General features: G+C 50.5%; 20 protein-coding genes. 15 read left to right on the top strand and 5 right to left on the bottom strand.

Going from position 1 to position 17497, the window contains the following annotated elements; translation table 11 throughout:
- Positions 1-9: 9 nt before the first annotated feature.
- From CVV44_06225 to CVV44_06210, 4 genes are all read left to right on the top strand, one after another.
- Entirely contained in the window at positions 10-231 is a 222-nt protein-coding gene (locus tag CVV44_06225; GenBank protein PKL39815.1) for a hypothetical protein, read from the top strand.
- Entirely contained in the window at positions 218-1045 is an 828-nt protein-coding gene (locus CVV44_06220) for a hypothetical protein (protein ID PKL39814.1), read from the top strand. The genes CVV44_06225 and CVV44_06220 overlap by 14 nt, the downstream gene beginning before the upstream one ends.
- A gap of 160 nt (positions 1046-1205) precedes the next feature.
- On the top strand, positions 1206-1517 hold the full coding sequence (locus CVV44_06215) for a glutaredoxin family protein (protein ID PKL39813.1): 312 nt from the start codon (positions 1206-1208) through the stop codon (positions 1515-1517).
- A gap of 18 nt (positions 1518-1535) precedes the next feature.
- Entirely contained in the window at positions 1536-1883 is a 348-nt protein-coding gene (locus tag CVV44_06210) for a ferredoxin:thioredoxin reductase (GenBank protein ID PKL40131.1), read from the top strand.
- Between the two features lie 16 nt (positions 1884-1899).
- Here the strand turns inward: CVV44_06210 and CVV44_06205 are convergent, their stop codons facing one another.
- The 3 genes from CVV44_06205 to CVV44_06195 all read right to left on the bottom strand — a co-directional run bounded on the left by CVV44_06205 (position 1900) and on the right by CVV44_06195 (position 4510).
- Positions 1900-2598 carry a hypothetical protein gene (locus CVV44_06205; GenBank protein ID PKL39812.1) on the bottom strand — a complete coding sequence of 233 codons (699 nt, stop codon included), beginning with the start codon at positions 2596-2598 and terminating at the stop codon, positions 1900-1902.
- Between the two features lie 12 nt (positions 2599-2610).
- A complete protein-coding gene (locus CVV44_06200) occupies positions 2611-3672 on the bottom strand; it encodes a hypothetical protein (protein PKL39811.1) in 1062 nt (353 codons plus the stop codon).
- Between the two features lie 124 nt (positions 3673-3796).
- The gene (locus CVV44_06195) at positions 3797-4510 is read right to left on the bottom strand and encodes a membrane-associated Zn-dependent protease (protein ID PKL39810.1); all 714 of its coding nucleotides are present in this window, start codon (positions 4508-4510) and stop codon (positions 3797-3799) included.
- A 241-nt stretch (positions 4511-4751) separates the two neighbouring features.
- Between CVV44_06195 and fba the strand changes: the two genes are divergently transcribed.
- The 9 genes from fba to CVV44_06150 all read left to right on the top strand — a co-directional run bounded on the left by fba (position 4752) and on the right by CVV44_06150 (position 13968).
- On the top strand, positions 4752-5744 hold the full coding sequence (gene fba / locus CVV44_06190) for a fructose-1,6-bisphosphate aldolase, class II (protein PKL39809.1): 993 nt from the start codon (positions 4752-4754) through the stop codon (positions 5742-5744).
- Positions 5745-5946: 202 nt separating this feature from the next.
- Positions 5947-6366, top strand: coding sequence for a hypothetical protein (locus CVV44_06185; protein PKL39808.1), 420 nt, complete (start codon positions 5947-5949; stop codon positions 6364-6366).
- Positions 6367-6615: 249 nt separating this feature from the next.
- A complete protein-coding gene (locus CVV44_06180) occupies positions 6616-7599 on the top strand; it encodes an ATPase (protein ID PKL39807.1) in 984 nt (327 codons plus the stop codon).
- A gap of 74 nt (positions 7600-7673) precedes the next feature.
- Complete coding sequence (locus tag CVV44_06175) at positions 7674-8582, top strand: DUF58 domain-containing protein (protein PKL39806.1); 909 nt, start codon at positions 7674-7676, stop codon at positions 8580-8582.
- A gap of 13 nt (positions 8583-8595) precedes the next feature.
- Positions 8596-9624, top strand: a complete 1029-nt coding sequence (locus tag CVV44_06170) for a hypothetical protein (protein PKL39805.1) — start codon at positions 8596-8598, stop codon at positions 9622-9624.
- Positions 9545-10606, top strand: coding sequence for an aerotolerance regulator BatA (locus CVV44_06165; GenBank protein PKL39804.1), 1062 nt, complete (start codon positions 9545-9547; stop codon positions 10604-10606). The genes CVV44_06170 and CVV44_06165 overlap by 80 nt, the downstream gene beginning before the upstream one ends.
- Complete coding sequence (locus CVV44_06160; GenBank protein ID PKL39803.1) at positions 10603-11676, top strand: hypothetical protein; 1074 nt, start codon at positions 10603-10605, stop codon at positions 11674-11676. The genes CVV44_06165 and CVV44_06160 overlap by 4 nt, the downstream gene beginning before the upstream one ends.
- A complete protein-coding gene (locus CVV44_06155; GenBank protein PKL39802.1) occupies positions 11673-12368 on the top strand; it encodes a hypothetical protein in 696 nt (231 codons plus the stop codon). Before CVV44_06160 ends, CVV44_06155 begins: the two co-directional genes overlap by 4 nt.
- Positions 12334-13968 carry a hypothetical protein gene (locus tag CVV44_06150; protein ID PKL39801.1) on the top strand — a complete coding sequence of 545 codons (1635 nt, stop codon included), beginning with the start codon at positions 12334-12336 and terminating at the stop codon, positions 13966-13968. The genes CVV44_06155 and CVV44_06150 overlap by 35 nt, the downstream gene beginning before the upstream one ends.
- 10 nt (positions 13969-13978) lie before the next feature.
- Here CVV44_06150 and CVV44_06145 read toward each other — a convergent pair whose 3' ends face one another.
- Positions 13979-14875, bottom strand: a complete 897-nt coding sequence (locus tag CVV44_06145; protein PKL39800.1) for a hypothetical protein — start codon at positions 14873-14875, stop codon at positions 13979-13981.
- 127 nt (positions 14876-15002) lie between these two features.
- Positions 15003-15782, bottom strand: a complete 780-nt coding sequence (locus CVV44_06140; protein PKL39799.1) for a nucleoside triphosphate pyrophosphohydrolase — start codon at positions 15780-15782, stop codon at positions 15003-15005.
- 206 nt (positions 15783-15988) lie between these two features.
- Between CVV44_06140 and CVV44_06135 the strand changes: the two genes are divergently transcribed.
- Positions 15989-16180 (top strand): hypothetical protein, encoded by a 192-nt coding sequence (locus CVV44_06135; GenBank protein ID PKL39798.1) that lies wholly within the window; start codon positions 15989-15991, stop codon positions 16178-16180.
- A 45-nt stretch (positions 16181-16225) separates the two neighbouring features.
- Positions 16226-17479: a serine hydroxymethyltransferase gene (locus tag CVV44_06130; GenBank protein ID PKL39797.1), complete on the top strand. Its 1254-nt coding sequence runs from the start codon at positions 16226-16228 to the stop codon at positions 17477-17479.
- Positions 17480-17497 lie beyond the last annotated feature (18 nt).

The following is a 17497-nucleotide window of genomic DNA, read 5'->3' as shown; positions in this document are numbered from 1 at the left end:
CGATTTTACATGACAAAGGGCCTTTTCGGAGAAGCAGGGCACCATTTTGATAATATACTGAAGGGTTATTTTGTTGTCATCAATAAAATATTATTGAACATCGGGGGGCCAGGGTTTGCAATGGTCATATATGCCGGGAAACCAGATGACTGGACGGATTTTGAGATTATTTATCTTGACTTTCCTGTGCACCTGTCATTATTTTATAAGGTAATTAATTGGGAAATATAATAGGGGGGCCTTTCTGATACATTTGATACTGTCCGTTCTGATAGGCCTCATAACCGGGTTTGTTACGGGACTCACTGGAGCCTCGGGAGTCATGGTTGTGGTGCCGCTTGCTCATTATCTTCTCCTTCTGCCGGTTCATGACGCCATTGGAACCAGTCTCATGGCTGATGTCATAGCTTCATGCGCAGTTTCGTACGCCTATTATCGCCATGGCAACACGGACCTGCGGTCGGGCATATTCGTGGCTGCCGGGGCCATACTGGGCGCACAGGTGAGCGCCGGTTTCGCCGTGGCCATACCGGAAAACAGCCTGGGAATTCTTTTCGGCGGCGGCATGATGGTTACATCACTCATACTTGTGCGCAGGGGATCGGGGCGTGTGGCCGGTGATGGCTCCTTTTCAACAAGGGAGTTCAGGTTCAGGTCTCCGTCAATGCGGACCATCATGGCCCTTTTTCTTGGGTACTGTCTGGGAACCATGACCGGTATTTTCGGCTCAGGCGGGGGTATCATGGCCTTCATGATACTTTTTTTCATTCTCGATTATCCTGTGAAAAAAGCCATCGGCACCTCGACCCTTATCATGGCCGTAACCGCCCTTTCGGGGTGCATGGCCTATGCGTCGAATGGGAAGATAAGCCCGTCCGATGGGCTCATCATCGGTTTTGCTGCCGTGGCCGGGGGTTTCATGAGCGCCCGCATCGCCAACAGGCTGGATGAGAAAAAGCTTATCAAGGTGCTGGGTATTATCTTTGTCCTTATGGGCCTTTTCATGACGGTTCATGGTCTGCTGAAGTTTCTTGACTATCTCTGATGGTAAAAGAAATATTTTATTCTTCCCCGTGACTGCTATAGCCGAATATGCTTGACGTCTTTTGTTTACGGCAATATGTTATATACAGATATCCGTGCGCCTCTCCGGGCGATATGTATGCATTTAACCTCGCAGCATAAAGGATGCTAAATAATAAAGGATGCTAAATATGGAAGATACATTACAATTTACCACCGAAGGGGAGAAGGAAATCTTTGATGATGTGGCTCTCTATGCCCTTTCCACCTGTGGCTTCTGTAAAATGAGTATATATTTTCTTCGTACTCACAAAATAAAATTCAGGTATATCTATATCGATCAGCTCGATATGGATGTGAAACAGAACGTGAAGAGCGGTCTGAAGGAAAAATTCAATGTCAATGTCGGCTTCCCCTTCCTGGTCATCAATGAAAAGGATGTCCTTGTGGGATACAAAGAAGAGGAATGGAAGGAAAAATTCCAGATTAAATAAGGTATAGTGAGGATGGTCATGCCGGAACCAGGAAAGGAAAAAACCAGTGAAGATACGCGCACCTTCGTGGAAATGGTGGCAAAGAAGAATGGCTGGCACCTTCATCCCGATGAGATGTTTCTCAATATCATCATCGACGGGCTTACGGTGAACTACAACCGGTACGGCTATTTTTCCTGCCCCTGCAGGGATGCCGACGGTGTCCGTGAAAAGGACGGGGATATCATCTGTCCCTGCCATTACTGCGTCCCCGACCAGAAGGAACACGGGCATTGCTACTGCGGTCTCTATCTGACCGGGGAATTCTCGCGGAGCGGGAAAAAACCAGGCTCGATTCCTGAAAGACGTTTTTCCGGTTCAGAATGACATCTCGTCGTTAAAGCTACCTGTTGCCGCCTGTTCCCGTGAAATAGGAATACTTGATGTATGAGAAGATATTTTTTGCGCTGGTTATGCGAGACAGGTCGCTGTCAATTACGCTGTCCGTTCCCAGCACGCTCCCGTGACCGATGATGACCGGAACTGTCTCTGAGTTACCGCCGCCCGTATTGATGGTTCCCTTCCACACCAGGGACGGCTGGCCGTTTACATCGCTGTAACCCGTATCGTTTTTCCCCGCATCCTTCCGGTAATGATCGTTGTAGTCAAAGGAAACATTCCCCTCGAGGAAAATATCCACGCTGCGGTTCGCCAGGTTCTCCGGGACCTGCCAGTATATGGTGAAACCCTCGCCTCCCGGTGTGGCTCCCGTCACACTGTCTATTTCCGTCGTCAATGCGGCCTTCTTTTTTATGCCCAGCCATACCGGGGCCGAGGAGGGACGTTCGTCGGCCATCATCCACTTGTTTTTTCCGGCCTTGCCCGTCACGAATATGGTACGGATATATCCTGACTTCTTTTCTTCAATCCATACGGCAAAGGTGGGATATTTTTTCCCCATGAGCCATGGATATGTTTCGGGATTGAAAGTCAGATCGATTTTAATATAAGGTTTTCCCGTGTCAACAGCGCCTTTTTCACTACGCGAAGCGCAGCTTATGGCAAGCACAATGGAGATAATCAGCAGCAGGTGTCTAGGCATGATACTCCTCCTTTACAGAATTGTTACTGTCACGCCGCCGTTGACCCCGATCTTCACGTCGAAGTCCCGGTTCACCGCGGGATAGATGAGACAGACCGGTCCGGCGAAGAGGCTGAAGCGTTCACTGAACTGCCAGCCCGGCAGCAGCCTGATAGTGACGGCGGCGTATCCCTCGCTGCCCGAGCTGTCCATGTTGAAGAGATCGCCGTTGAATCCCCGTGACATGAAATGGAACATGAGGTCCGTGTCGGCGTAAAAAGATATCGGTAGGGGGATGCGGGCTCCGAAACCGAAACCGAAGGAGGCCCGGTCCGTCGTGCCGCCGGGCCTGGGGTCAAAGCCTGCACTGAATATGCCGTAGCTGTATTTGCCCATGGAGCGGACCGACAGGTTCGTGAGGGTATACAGGCCGCTGTACAGGGACAGGTCCACGCCGCCTCCCGTGAAGATGTTGAGAAAACCCAGGGAGGCCCCGGTCATTTCACGGCTGATGTTGATGAGGCCCACCTGGCACCCCGTGCCGTTTCGGCAGATGTTGATGAAGCCGATCTGTGCACCGTACAGATCATCGGTCTTATTGATGAAGCCAATCTGGGTTCCTTTGACGACGGCCGTATCCACATATCCCGAAGAGCGGTCTTCCAGGACTCCCGTGATATTCAGTGCTGCCAGTTGCACACCCCGTATCTCCGGTCCGGTGAGGTTGATAACCGCAGCCTGGAACCCCCGCAGGTTCATGCAGAGATTGACAAGGGCAGCCTGGACACCCGTCACATCGCCCTGCACATTGTTGAAGAAAGCGAGTTCTGTTCCAAGGACTGAATTCTCAACGCGGTGAGCAGGACCCAGGGAAAATCCCTTCAGTGAGCCTGTTCTTCCATATATCAGCGACAGGTGCACCCCGTGTATTTCCTCGTTCCAGCCGGGAAAAATCTCCAGGGGGGAATACAGGGACAATTCCACGGGAATGATCTTTTTCTCTTTGTTTATGCCGGTGGGGGATTCCTGGCCCGGGGCTTCGGTTCCCGTAAAGAAGATGGCAATGAGAATGAGTATGGGGAAAAGGGTTTTCACTGTGCGGGACTCCTTAACGGTACATGTTTGGTAACAGTGATGCATGCATATATACAATCACGCCTTGATGAATAATGCAATAGGTGTTTTGCCTGAACAGGGAAAAAGTATAAATCAGGCCCCCCTATGAGAGAATCCTCACCACATCGACATAGGTTACATAGACCATGAGACCCATCATTATAACCCATCCCGCAATACTGAGAGGTATTTGTACCACCTTCAGCCGGGGATGGATCTTCTCCAGCATATACATGAGTATTTTCCCGCCATCCAGGACGGGAAAAGGGAGAAGATTGAACACGGCCAGGTTCAGACTCAGGAGCGATGAGAAGAGGATTATTTTCACCGGGTCAGAGGCCGTGGCCCGGCTCCCCATGGCAACGATGCCCACGACTCCCGAAAGCTGGCCGGGCCCGGTGAAGAGTGACGGGATTGCGGTGATGATCATGGTCAGCTGATTTATGGTGTAAACCACGGGTTCCAGAAAGATGCTCTGGAGCGACGGACCGTGCAGCAGGGCGAAAAGGGGCGAAAGAATCAGAAGGGGCGCAGCCAGGTTTGCCAGGGGGCCGCCCAGGGACAGAACAATCCTTTTCCAGGCCGGAATGGATTGATAATCTTCCATGTTGTCTACAGCGGGCATCACATATCCTCCCAGGGGGATACTGGAGACAAGAAATTCAGTTTCTTTATTTTTAAAACTCCAGAGGCGCGGCCCGAATCCCAGGGAGAAGCGTGATACGGGAATGCCCACGGCCCGGGCAGCAATAAAATGTCCCGCTTCATGTATGAGTATTATGAGGCCTATGATCCATATAATAATCAGTGTATTCATATTTGTAGTAGTCCTTTTACCGGAATCAAATGTAATATTTGATCATAAATTCACGGGATACATTATGTCAATAGTTAATCGCGCATATCAAGGCAAATCATGGCTGATATTTGTGCATCACGGGATCTCCTTCGGGGTCAGAGCCTTATTTTTTGCTTGCAATTGACCGGCCTTTTCTGCTACCATATTTCTTTCTTTCATGAATCGACATACTTTAATTTAACATATCAAGGAGTACACTATGGTAAGCTACAAGGACATTGGACTGGTTAACAGCAGGGATCTTTTTAAAAAGGCTGTGGCGGGCGGATACGCCATCCCCGCATATAATTTTAACAACATGGAACAGCTCCAGGCCATCATACAGGCCTGCGTGGAGACCAAATCACCGGTCATTCTCCAGGTATCGGCCGGGGCACGGAAATACGCCAACCAGACCATGCTGCGGTACATGGCCGAAGGAGCGGTTCAGTTTGCCAAAGAGTTGGGCTATCAGATACCCATCGTACTGCACCTGGATCATGGCGACACCTTTGAATTATGTAAAAGCTGCATCGAGACGGGATTTTCCTCGGTCATGATTGACGGGTCCCATCATTCCTATGAGAAAAACGTGGAACTCACGGCCCAGGTTGTGGAGTACGCCCATAAATATGATGTCACCGTGGAAGGAGAACTGGGGGTTCTTTCCGGAATCGAGGACGATGTGGTGGCCGCCAAATCGGTCTACACGCAGCCTGAAGAGGTGGAGGATTTTGTGAAAAAGACCGGCGTTGACTCCCTGGCCATATCCATCGGCACATCGCACGGGGCTAACAAGTTCAAGCCCGCACAGTGCACCCGCAATGCCGAGGGCATCCTGGTACCGCCGCCTCTTCGTTTCGATATCCTCGAAGAGATCGAAAAACGCATTCCCGGATTTCCCATTGTACTGCACGGCTCCTCGTCGGTGCCCCAGGACCTGGTAAAGGTCATAAACAGCAACGGCGGAAAACTCAAGGACACCATCGGCATACCCGAGGACCAGCTCCGCAGGGCAGCCGGATCAGCGGTATGCAAGATAAACATCGATTCCGACGGGCGCCTCGCCATGACCGCCGCGGTGCGGAAGGTTTTTGTCGATTCTCCCGGTGAATTCGACCCGAGAAAATACCTGGGACCGGCACGTGACTCTCTCAAAGAGCTTTATAAGCACAAGAATATCAATGTCCTGGGTTCAGCCGGCAAGGGTTGACATGACCTCACCCCCCGGCCCCCTCTCCCGAAGGGAGAGGGGGAGGTCGTAGCAGAAATTTTATGCTAAAGAGCCCTCTCCCACTGGGAGAGGGCGCGGCGGAGCCGGGGTGAGGTTATTTATTATTTTTACTGCTTGACGCCTTTCCTTCGGACTGATTTTTTATTATATTGTAAACAGATCGCTTTTTAAGGAAAAGATTTTGAAACTGAACCGGAACATAAAAAAGCACCTCATATATCTCCTCATCTGTGTTGCGCCCTTTTCATTCATGGGCCTTGACTGCGGGCTTGCCGATGATCCCGGTTATTATAAACTGATTGTTTATTCCGTTGGGGAGTCCTTCAGCGGCTATTATATGAAAAATACCGATACAACGGAGATAAACGGAACTGAGACATCAGTAGGTTCTAATCTTTATAAATATGAGGCGGATCTTGGGACCTTTACATCATTTGAAGTTAGTGTAACTGGTGTAATTAATTTTACATCTTCACTTAATGTGTATTTATACGAAGATGATTATCAGATTAAACATTATTCTGACAGTATTAATGGAGATGGCGATGTTGTTTCAATAGATTTTTATTATGAACCGGGAAGTGAAGTACCTGCTGAATGATGGCAGTGCAAATTTTTTAGTATATCCTTATAATTACGAACCCTCCTTTGTAACCTTATGATCCCTCCAAATACTTAACAGTTGAACCTTTTACTCGTTTTAAATAACCACTTTTTATTTACGATACATTGAATATGAATTGATCAGGGGAAAATGAAAGTCATGCCTGAATATCATTGACTTACAGCAATATTTTTTTAAATCTGCATTATAATAACCATATGAATCAGCAATAAGAGGGGTGTTCTCATGGATTATGTGGCAATTGAAAGACTCACGGAACAGGTGAAAAAGGAAAACGTTTTTGTTCAGCAGATACGTGACGAAATAGGCAAGGTCATCATGGGCCAGGAAAAGCTCATCGACCGCATAATTATATCATTCATTATGGGCGGCCACATCCTGGTTGAGGGACTGCCGGGTCTGGCCAAAACCCTGACGGTGAGGGCCTTTGCCCGGGCCATTGACACGGCCTTCAGCCGTATCCAGTTCACGCCGGACCTTCTGCCGGCGGACCTCATCGGTACGCGTATATACAATCCCCGCGACCTTGATTTCATCACGAAAAAGGGACCGGTCTTTACCAGCATTCTCCTGGCCGATGAGATCAACCGGGCCCCGGCCAAGGTCCAGTCGGCGCTCCTCCAGGCCATGGAGGAGAAACAGGTCACCATCGGCGATGAAACGTTTCCCCTGGCAAGTCCCTTCATGGTTCTGGCCACGGAAAATCCCATTGAACAGGAAGGGACCTATCCCCTCCCCGAGGCGCAGCTGGACCGATTTTTCATGAAGGTCCTGGTGGACTATCCCACTGCCGAAGAGGAAAAAAATATCCTTACGCGTTTTAAGGATATTAATATCGACGCCATTTCGGCCGTCATCCACGCCGGGGTCATACTGGACAAGGCTCCGGTGATCGAATCCATTTATATCGACGATAAGCTTATCGATTACATCGTCACCATCACGGGCGAAACCAGGAAGCCGACGCGCAAGGAACTGAAAAAATACATCGAATACGGGGCGAGCCCCCGGGCCTCCATCGCACTCATGAAGGCATCGCGCTGTGTCGCCTTCATGCGCGGCAGGGGATTCGTGACGCCCGATGATATTAAGGAGATAGGCGCCGATGTTCTGCGGCACCGCATCATCCTCTCCTACGAGGCCGAGGCCGACGGGAAGAGCGCCGATGACGTGGTGAAGATGCTGTTTGATTCCGTGGAAGTTCCATAAAAGCGGTTGCGGAACCCGGCGGACGCATGGAGCTTTTTACATACACGGACCATCGCTATCCCTGAAAGGGATTAATACATGTACAGAAAACATATTTCATAGAGGCGTCAGGATTGAAGAGTGACAGGACAATAAACGAGGAACGGGAATCCAGTGAGCTTTCCCTGCTGCGGAAGATAAAGCTCCAGACCGGGAAAAAACTCAACACTACTTTCGTGGGGGAGTACCACTCGGCCTTCAAGGGCTTCGGTCTTTCCTTCGAAAGCGTCCGGGAGTACCAGTCCGGCGATGACGTGCGCAGCATAGACTGGAATGTCTCGGCCAGGATGAACCATCTTTTTATAAAAGAATACATCGAGGAACGCGAGCTTTCGGTCGTGCTCATGGTGGACCTCTCGGGTTCACTGGAATTCGGCGGCCGCAGGTCCAAACGCGATGTTACTCTGGAACTGGTGACATTGCTCCTCTACCTGTCGCAGATGAACAATGACCGCGTATCGGTCCTTCTTTTTACGGACCGCGTTGAAAAATTCATCAGGCCCCGGAAAGGAAGGAAATTTATTCTGAAGGTCCTGGACGAGATCATGAAGTGCGAGCCCGCGGGAAGGGGCACCGATATCGGGGCGGCCGTGGACTTCGTCAGCCGGGTCATGAAAAAGCGCAGCGTAATTTTCTGCATATCGGATTTTCTCGATGACAGCAAAAATTTTCAGCTGAAGCTGCGTCTCCTGGGGCGGAAGCATGACATCATCCCCGTGCAGATTTCGGACCCCATGGAAAAGGAGATGAGATTTTTCGGGCTCACGGAATTTATGGATCTGGAAACGGGAAAGGTCTTCCTGTCCGATACCGTTCCGGAAAAGGGTCATTTCCCCGTCCTGCAGGAGATGGATGCCGTTTTTCTTGATACCGGCGAACCTATCGAACCGGCCCTTCTGAAATTTTTTGAAAAGCGGAACAGAACCCGGCTTGTGCGCCGGTAGTGGGTGAGGAGTGATGACTAAGGCCTGGAAATATAGTCTGTTTGCAATTATCGGTATCATTTTCTGTACAGTGTCTCTTTTATCTGGAGAAAAGACCGGCGATGATGAGTTCCTGAAAATAAACGCCGCGGTGAAGCCTGAGAAGGGTACCGTGGGTGACATCCTGGAGTACCGGGTCACCATCGCCGGAAAAGAGATGAAGGGCGTTGATATCCTCCTGCCGGAGAAAAAGGAATTCTATCCCGATGAAAACCCCGCCGCTGGAAAAGGAAAAAAGAAGACCGGTGAAGAACAGGATGAGGATGATCCCGCGCGGCACGTTCCTCTCTATGTCATTCATTCCGCCAAAAAGGAGGACAGCTCCGATAAAGAGATGACCTATATTGCCGTTGTTATGCGGCTGTCCTACTACCGCCCGGGAACCTTCGCTCTGCCGGAAATCGAGATTTCCGGAAAGGATAAAATAAAAGTAGGATATAAGATTCCCTCCGTGGAAATATCCGCCCTGAACAGTGAAGCGCAGCTCCAGGAAATAGAGCCGCCCCTGGCCCTGGGAGGCAATTACTACCGCCTCATCATTCTCATTGCCGCCGCCGTCATCGTCACGCTTCTCGCCCTGTGGGGATACCGCTACCTGAAAAAAAGGAGAGAGGCAGCCCAAGCCATTGTGCCCGAGGTTGATCCCCTCGAGGCCTTTTTGAAAGAGATGGATGATCTGGGCGGCAGGGCACTTATTGTAAACGGAAAGGTGGAGGAATACATCGTGGGAGTCAGCATGATCTTCCGCCGCTACCTGTCCAGGCTCTTCCATTTCGACGCCACAGAAATGACCTCGGCCGAGATAGACGATACGTTGAAAAAGATTTCACGGCGTTTTAATACGAAAGCGTATCATGATGAAATAATGCTGCGTTTTGGTCTCTGGGACCTCTCCAAGTTTGCAGAATTCACCCCCTCGGAAGATGTGCTCCTGGAGAGTCATGAAAAAACCATGGGGCTTGCCAGGAATTTACGGGAGGTTGCTGGACATGTGGCAACTTGAATTCAAACATCCCTATGCGCTGCTGCTCCTGGTTCCCTATGCCCTCATGATTTTCTGGTACCTCTACGGCCGTGTCTACGGGCATGATTCGGTTATTGCTGTTTCCTCGGAAAAAATAATCGATAAGAGAAAGACCTTTCGTGTGCGCACCTACCGGTACGTCCCGGCTCTGCGTTTCCTGGCGATCCTTTTTCTCATCATCGCTCTGGCGAGGCCCGGACAGGGGATACATTATTCCAGCATAAAAAACCTGGGTATCGATATAATGGTGGTCCTCGATGTTTCCGGGTCCATGGCCGGTGAGGATTTTCAGCCCAAGAACCGCCTTGCCGTAGCCAAGGACGTGGTCAGGGATTTCATTAAAAAACGCGAAAGCGACCGCATCGGCATGGTTATTTTCGCCGGGGAGGCCTATCTGCAATGTCCCCTGACAGCCGAACACGATATGCTCACGGACCTGGCCGATGAGATCGATTTCGACTCCGTAAGCGTGGACGGGACTGCCATTGGAGACGCCCTGGCCCTGGCCGCGTCGAGAATGATGGACAGCAAGGCCAAAAGCCGCATTATTCTCCTTATAACTGACGGGATGAATAACCGGGGCACCATCGATCCCGAGACTGCTGCAGAAACGTGCAAAGATCTGGGGATAAAGATATACAGCGTGGGAATCGGCAGCGAGGGGCGCGTCTCCTATCCTAATCCCGGGGGATTCTTCGGCAAGCGCTACCTGGTGAACCACTTCGACCCGGCCATGCTGGAGCAGGCATCGTCTCTTACGGGAGGCAAATTCTACCGCGCCACGTCCAGCGGGGTTTTCTGGGATAACATGAAAGAGATCAACATGCTGGAAAAAAGCGAAGTGGACCTGAAGATATACCATGAGTTCTATGACAAGTTCGAGATTTTTCTCATTCTTGCCGTTTCACTCTTTTTCGTTGAGATACTGATGCGTTCGGCATATTACAGGAAAATACCATGATCACATTCGGCAACATGGCATACGTCATATATATCGCCCTTGTGGCCTTTCTCGTCCTGGTCGTTTATGGGCTCTACCTGTTCTGGAAAAGAAGAGCCATGGGGATCCTGACTGGCCGCGGCCGGGCCGCTGCTGGATTTGTCCGCGGATCAAAGGTCATATCGCGTATAAAGACGGGCATCATCATCACATCAGTCCTGTTATGTGTTATTCTGCTTCTGAGGCCCCAGTGGGGGGAAAAGATTCGCGAGGTTAACAGCGAGGGCTCCGACGTTCTCATCGCTCTCGATGTGAGCCGTTCCATGACTGCCAGGGACGTGAAACCCAGCCGTCTTGATCGCGCGAAGGATGCCGTCAAGTGGATCGTCGGCTCCCTGAAGGGAGACCGTGTGGGTCTCATTGTCTTTGCCGGCGACGCCTTTCTCCAGTGTCCTCTCACAAATGATACGGGAGCCTTCATGATGTTCCTGGACGCGGCCGGGCCTGAATCCATACGGCTCCAGGGGACCGATATGGGCAGGATGTTCCGAGAGGCATACCGCGTATTCCAGAAAAAGCGTCTCACGTCGAAGATACTTGTTGTCATAACCGACGGTGAGGACAACGAGGGTGCGGTCATACCGGCCATGAAGGCCTTCAAGGAACTGGGCGTGTCAGTGTACACTGTGGGGGTAGGACGCGCTGAAGGGGAGTATATACCCGGCGAATCGAGCGAGGGCTCCGGCGAGGTGTATCTCCGGGATACGGAAGGGAAACTCATCCGCTCAAGTAAGAATGCGGACCTGCTGAAGCAACTGGCCGGGGCCACGGGCGGTGCATACCTGGACATCACGGGCGGTTTTTCCGATCTCCGCTTTATTCTTGAGATCATCGAGGACCAGCAGCGCAATGCCTATGGTTCCCGTATTATAAAAGAACGGAAAGAACGCTTTGCAATTGTAGCGGCCCTTCTTCTCGCGCTTTTATCCGTGGAACTCATGCTTCCGGAAAGAAAAATATCGGGTCGTTCGAAGGGGCGAATGAAGGAGCGTCTGCGGCGTATACTAATGAAGATGAAAAGAAAGCCATGATATATCACCGAAAATTAAAACTCATTATTCTCTGCCTGCTTGTGCTCCAGACAGCGGCCTGGCTCGATCCCTATCGTGACAGGGTGGACCGGGGTAACAGCCTCTTTCATGAAAAGAAATATGCCGAGGCCGGGAAGGAATACCGGGAAGCTGAAAATTATGCCCCGGGAGAATCGGATAAAAAGAAGCTGGCCTTTAACAAAGGTAATGCCGATTACATGTCGGGCGATATGGAGAGCGCCCTGGCCAACTATAAAAAGGCCCTGCAGTCCGATGATCCCGATGTGCAGAAGAAGGCCTTCCTGAACATGGGCAATACCTACCTGAAGATGGGAAACAACCGGGAAGCCGTTGACGCCTATATCAATGCCCTGAAGATCGATCCTCGTTATGAAAAAGCCAAGAAGAATATCGAATACATGCTGAAGAAAAAGGAAAAAGATAAACAGGATAAGCAGGATAAAAAGTCCGGCGACGGCAACGACCAGAAAAATAAGAATGACAAAAATGAGAAAGATCAGGATAAAAAGAATCAGGACAAAAATCAGGATAAAAAAAATGATTCACAGAAGGCGGGGCAGCGTATGAATAAGGAGCAGATCAGGAACATGCTCGAGTCCATGCAGAAAAAACCGGTACAGAGACAGAAGGGGAGCAATGATGATCAGCGACATCTTGAAAAAAACTGGTAGCATGTTTTTTGTTATATTCCTGTGCGCTGCCGTGGCGGAGGCCCAGGTAAAAACGGCAGAAACGGACCTTGCCAAGTCTGCCATCGAAGTGGGTGAGAGTACCACGCTGACTATCCGTATCACTTCCGGAACAGGAGACATGAAGCAGGTGCAGGTGCCCCGGGTTTCCGGCCTTGATATCACTTATTCGGGTATGCAGCGGAGCTTTCAGTTTATCAACGGTAAAACCTGGCAGGGGGTGTCGCTGACCTATACTGTTACCGGTGAAAAAAAAGGGTCCTATAAAATACCACCCCTGGTTTTTGAACAGGATGGCGCATTTATCAAATCAAGGGAAGTGTCTCTCATTGTGAAAAATGCCTCGGGAAGGACGACGAGCGGCGGTGGAGGAACGGTTATGCCCGAAGTCGTTCTGTCAAAGAAGAAGGTATATCTCGGCGAGCCGGTCCTGGTGCGATATTACCTGCTGACATCGGGCGGCGGCAGTATCAACATCGAAGCCATTGAAAAACAGCCCGAGGCCCGGGGCTTTATGGTCAACAGGATCGAGGAAAATCGCGGCGATGATATGGCCTCCCGGGACGGCAATGAGCTGATCCGGTCGCACCTGTACACCTTCGCGCTGATTCCCACCCAGACGGGTTCACTTGAAACGGGAGGCGGTTCGGTCATCATGAGCGCTGAAAGAAGAGACGGGTTCTTCGGCATGATGGACAGAAAGCGGATTATTTTTGATACGGGTTCACTGGAGGTCCTTCCCCTGCCTGAAAAGGGGAAGCCCGCTGATTTCCCGGGAAACGTGGGCACCTTCACCATGAAGCTTGATTACGACAGGGAAACCCTGAAAGCCTTCAATGAGAAGCGGGCAACGATTACTATTGAAGGCGAGGGCAGCCTGTACCTTGTGGCCAAACCCCTGCATGAGGGCGGCGACAGGGATGTGCGTGTTCTTGTGGAAGAAGGGGAGAAGGATATCTCCGTATCGGGAGATACGCTGAAAGGGAAGGTGACCTTCACTGTCACGGTCATACCGGAAAGGGAAGGATCGGTTAATGCCGGGAGATTTATTTTTCCCTATTTCAATCCCGCCGATAAATCGTATCATACTCTGAAGACCGGGGATATTCTCCTTGAGGTGAAAGGCGGAGGAAAGAGCGGTCCCCACATGGGATTTGACACCGACTCTTCGGGTTCCGTGGATTTCAATCCCCTGTATATAGCCATCATTGTTCTTCTCGTTGTCGGTTCCATTACGGGTATTGTTATATGGGAGAGGCGCCGGTACCGTATCATTTCCCGCGGCGAAACGATAAAAGAAGAGAAGCCGGAACAGGAGTCCGACGTATTGAAATCGCTGGAGAGAGACCTGTCCGCGTCCCTTTTCAAAAAGGACAGTGATCTTTTTTTTAAAACCGTGGACAGGATATTAGGACATGCAGCCGGACTCTCACCGGCGGTGAAAAAGCTGAAGGTTCCCGGTGATGAGCTGGATAAAATCAGGGACCGGCTCTATGCAACACGTTTCGGCGGCGGCACTATGAGCGAAGCGGATATGAAGGAAATATCCGACAGTCTTAAAAAATCGGGGATTTTTTCATAAACAGCTGCGGCTATTTCAGCTTCTTCAGCTCACCGAGCAGTTTTCGTCCAGCCTCGGTGAGATGACGATTTTTTACATGGACGGCGTAAAAGTCCCGGTTGATGGTTATGCCGTTGAGCCCGATTATCCGCAGTGATTTCAGCTGGAGTTCACGCTGAATGGCCAGTCGTGAGATGAAGGCGATGCCGATTCCGGAAATCACCGCTTCCTTTACTCCCTCCGACGTGGAACATTCGTACACTACCGAAAGGTCTGACGGGGCAATATCGTGCCCGTTGAGACACTTCTCCGCGGCGTCCCTGGTGCCCGAACCATTTTCACGCTGAATCAGGGGCATATGGGGAAGTTCCTGCAGTGATATGCTTGCCGGGGAGTTTTTCCCGCCGATAAGCACGATTTCATCACTGAAGATGTGATAGTAATTCAACGACGGATGCTTGAGCATTTTACCCACGATGCCCAGTTCAACTTTTCCTTCCTTTATCATTTCAATGGCCTCGCGGCTGTCGGCTGCCTCGATGGAGAAATAGAGTTCCGGGTCCTCTTTTTTTAATGAGGCCACTACATCAGGAAGAATATAGGTGGAAGATATGGTGCTGGCGGCGATTTTTGTCACGCCGCCGAAGCCTCCCCTGGACATATCGCGCTTGAGATTTTCAACATCGCTGAACAGGGATTCGGCGAATTTCTTGAATATTTTACCCTCGGGAGTGACGGAAAAAGTCTTGCTGCTCCGCTCCATGAGTACAACGCCCAGCATTTCTTCCAGCAGGTTGATGTGATGGCTGATAGTGGCCTGGCCGATCTTCAGTTTCCGTGAGGCCTTGGTGAAACTGTTTTCCTGGATAATTTCAAGAAATGAGCGGATCTGTTTCAGATCAAAATTGAATTCCTTGTTTTTTTTCACAGCGGGATAACCTCTTCTTCAGGAATAACATGTTTATGTTCGATATTTTCAAGCGCAGTGCATGGAATCGGAGCTGACGATTCGCAAAGTGAATACTGGGGCACTATCTTTTTGTTGTAAAGCATAATTACTGTCTTTTCGCCTCATCCCAGAGTTCGTCGAGTTCCTTCAGGGTCATGTCTTCCATGGCCCTGCCCATTTCTCCGGTGCGCTTCTCGATGTGCCTGAACCGTGTGATAAATTTGTTCACGGTTTTCTGCAGGGCCTCTTCGGGATTTATTTTCACGAAGCGAAGCACGTTGACAATGCTGAAAAGCAGGTCCCCGGCCTCCTCGGTCATGTTGTGCATGTCCTTTTTCTCCAGGGCTTCTTTGAACTCGTCTATTTCCTCGTAGATTTTTTTGAAGACATCATCGATCTTTTCCCAGTCAAAACCGATACGCGATGCCTTCTGCTGGATGCGGTAGGCCTTCAACAGGGCCGGCAGGTGTTTGGGAACGCCGTCAAGAATGGATTCCCGGTGAGACTTTTCCACCTTTTTTATTTTTTCCCACTGCTCCATGACCTCACCCGATGTACGTGCTTCTTCGTTTCCGAAAACGTGGGGGTGCCGGCGGATCAGTTTACGGGAGATGTCCGATGCCACATCATCGATGGTGAAGCGGCTTTCTTCCATGGCTATCTGGGCGTGGGCATAAATCTGGTAGAGGAGGTCACCAAGTTCCTCGCGTATATGGTCTGCATCGCCTGACTCAATTGCATCATAGAGTTCATAGGACTCCTCTATGAGGTAGGGTTTCAGGGACTGGCTGGTCTGCTCCCGGTCCCAGGCGCACCCGTTTTCCGCTCTCAGAATCGATGTAATTTCGGCCAGAAGGTACAGGGGAAGCTTTTCCTTAAATTGCATTGTTTTTCTCCATGGGTATATACCTGCAAATAAAAAGGCTGGATGACATTTATGTCCAGTTATTTTTCTCAATTATAGTATTCCCGGCCCCCGGTGTATGTACTTTTTCAGGTTCATACCATCAGTCACCACCTCCAAAGGGGGTTAATATATTCGGTGACCATAAATAAAAACATTCTGAGCCCCCATGGGGGCGGCGAAAGCACATGCCGGGGACTTTTCTGAATAATTCGGGGGGGGCTTACCGGTGTGGCAAAGGCTTCAATTACCCGGAACTAAGGCGGATTGCGTTTGAAATTTTCCTTTCGTCGAGATTTTCTATTGACATATGGCGTAATTTCATCATGGTGGAATCGAACCTTTCCAAAAACCGCAACCGGGCCTTTTTGCAGGGCTGATCCCGGGTTGACTGTCCAGAAATTTATCGTAATGGAGGAACATATATGAACAAGGATTATTCCCTGAAACAGACGGACTCCGATGTGTACCGCATCCTGCAGGATGAAAATAAACGTCAGGAGGAGAGCCTTATTCTCATAGCCTCGGAGAATTATGTTTCCCGGGCCGTTCTCGAGGCATCGTCATCGACCATGACAAATAAATATGCCGAGGGGTATCCCGGAAAGCGTTATTATAACGGTTGCCGCCACGTTGATGAGGTGGAAAGCCTGGCCATTGAAAGAATCAAAAAGCTTTTCGGCGCCGACTATGCCAATGTTCAGCCCCACAGCGGGGCTCAGGCAAATATGTCGGTCATGATGTCGCTGGTAAAACCCGGCGATACCTACATGGGGATGAACCTCTCCCATGGAGGCCATCTTTCCCACGGTTCACCTGTTAATTTCTCGGGCCTCTATTTTAACGTGGTATCATACGGCGTTACCCGCGACACCAATCTCATCGATTATGATGAGGTGGCCCGGGTCGCCCGTGAACATAAACCGAAACTGATCATAGCCGGGGCATCGGCATATCCCCGCATAATTGATTTTGAGAAATTCAGTGAAATAGCCCGCGAGGTTGGTGCCAAGCTCATGGTGGATATCGCCCATATAGCGGGCCTCGTGGCTGCGGGTCTTCATCCATCGCCGGTTCCCCTGGCCGATTTTGTCACCATGACCACCCACAAGACCCTTCGCGGTCCCCGGGGCGGCGTCATTCTTGCAAAGGAAGAGTACGAGAAGGATGTCAACAAATTCCTCTTCCCTGGAACACAGGGCGGGCCCCAGATGCACAGTATCGCAGCAAAGGCCGTGGCATTCAAGGAAGCGCTGGAGCCTTCGTTTAAAGACTACCAGAAACAGGTAATAAAGAATGCGGCGGTCCTGGCTGAATCGCTCATGTCCCGGGGATTCAACATCACCTCGGGTGGAACGGACAATCATCTCATGCTCGTGGATCTGCGAAATAAAAACATCACGGGCAAGGATGCCGCTAACCGTCTCGACGAGGCCGGCATTACCTGCAATAAAAACGGAGTTCCCTTCGACGATAAATCGCCTTTTGTCACCAGCGGTATCCGTCTCGGCAGCCCGGCTCTTACGACACGCGGTCTGAAAGAGGACGATTTTAAAAAGATCGGAACCCTTATCGCCGACATATGCGAGAACATGGAGGATGAGTCCGTGCTGAAACGCGTACGGGGAAGTGTGAAGGAAATCTGCCAGGCGCATCCCACGGATTTTCTGAGGTTGTAAAAGGGATCGTGAACGCCG

The organism is Spirochaetae bacterium HGW-Spirochaetae-1, assembly GCA_002839375.1.
GTDB lineage: Bacteria > Spirochaetota > UBA4802 > UBA4802 > UBA5550 > PGXY01.
Note: the sequence above shows the minus strand (reverse complement) of the source record. Positions and strands in the feature narration are given on the sequence as shown.

Excerpts from the sequence above, each read along its gene's own strand:
- CVV44_06225 (PKL39815.1), top strand. The coding sequence starts at position 10 with ATGACAAAGGGCCTTTTCGGAGAAGCAGGGCACCATTTTGATAATATA.
- CVV44_06215 (PKL39813.1), top strand. The coding sequence starts at position 1,206 with ATGCTAAATATGGAAGATACATTACAATTTACCACCGAAGGGGAGAAG.
- CVV44_06210 (PKL40131.1), top strand. The coding sequence starts at position 1,536 with ATGCCGGAACCAGGAAAGGAAAAAACCAGTGAAGATACGCGCACCTTC.
- CVV44_06205 (PKL39812.1), bottom strand. The coding sequence starts at position 2,598 with ATGCCTAGACACCTGCTGCTGATTATCTCCATTGTGCTTGCCATAAGC.
- CVV44_06195 (PKL39810.1), bottom strand. The coding sequence starts at position 4,510 with ATGAATACACTGATTATTATATGGATCATAGGCCTCATAATACTCATA.
- fba (PKL39809.1), top strand. The coding sequence starts at position 4,752 with ATGGTAAGCTACAAGGACATTGGACTGGTTAACAGCAGGGATCTTTTT.
- CVV44_06180 (PKL39807.1), top strand. The coding sequence starts at position 6,616 with ATGGATTATGTGGCAATTGAAAGACTCACGGAACAGGTGAAAAAGGAA.
- CVV44_06170 (PKL39805.1), top strand. The coding sequence starts at position 8,596 with ATGACTAAGGCCTGGAAATATAGTCTGTTTGCAATTATCGGTATCATT.
- CVV44_06165 (PKL39804.1), top strand. The coding sequence starts at position 9,545 with ATGTGCTCCTGGAGAGTCATGAAAAAACCATGGGGCTTGCCAGGAATT.
- CVV44_06160 (PKL39803.1), top strand. The coding sequence starts at position 10,603 with ATGATCACATTCGGCAACATGGCATACGTCATATATATCGCCCTTGTG.
- CVV44_06155 (PKL39802.1), top strand. The coding sequence starts at position 11,673 with ATGATATATCACCGAAAATTAAAACTCATTATTCTCTGCCTGCTTGTG.
- CVV44_06150 (PKL39801.1), top strand. The coding sequence starts at position 12,334 with ATGATGATCAGCGACATCTTGAAAAAAACTGGTAGCATGTTTTTTGTT.
- CVV44_06140 (PKL39799.1), bottom strand. The coding sequence starts at position 15,782 with ATGCAATTTAAGGAAAAGCTTCCCCTGTACCTTCTGGCCGAAATTACA.
- CVV44_06135 (PKL39798.1), top strand. The coding sequence starts at position 15,989 with ATGCCGGGGACTTTTCTGAATAATTCGGGGGGGGCTTACCGGTGTGGC.
- CVV44_06130 (PKL39797.1), top strand. The coding sequence starts at position 16,226 with ATGAACAAGGATTATTCCCTGAAACAGACGGACTCCGATGTGTACCGC.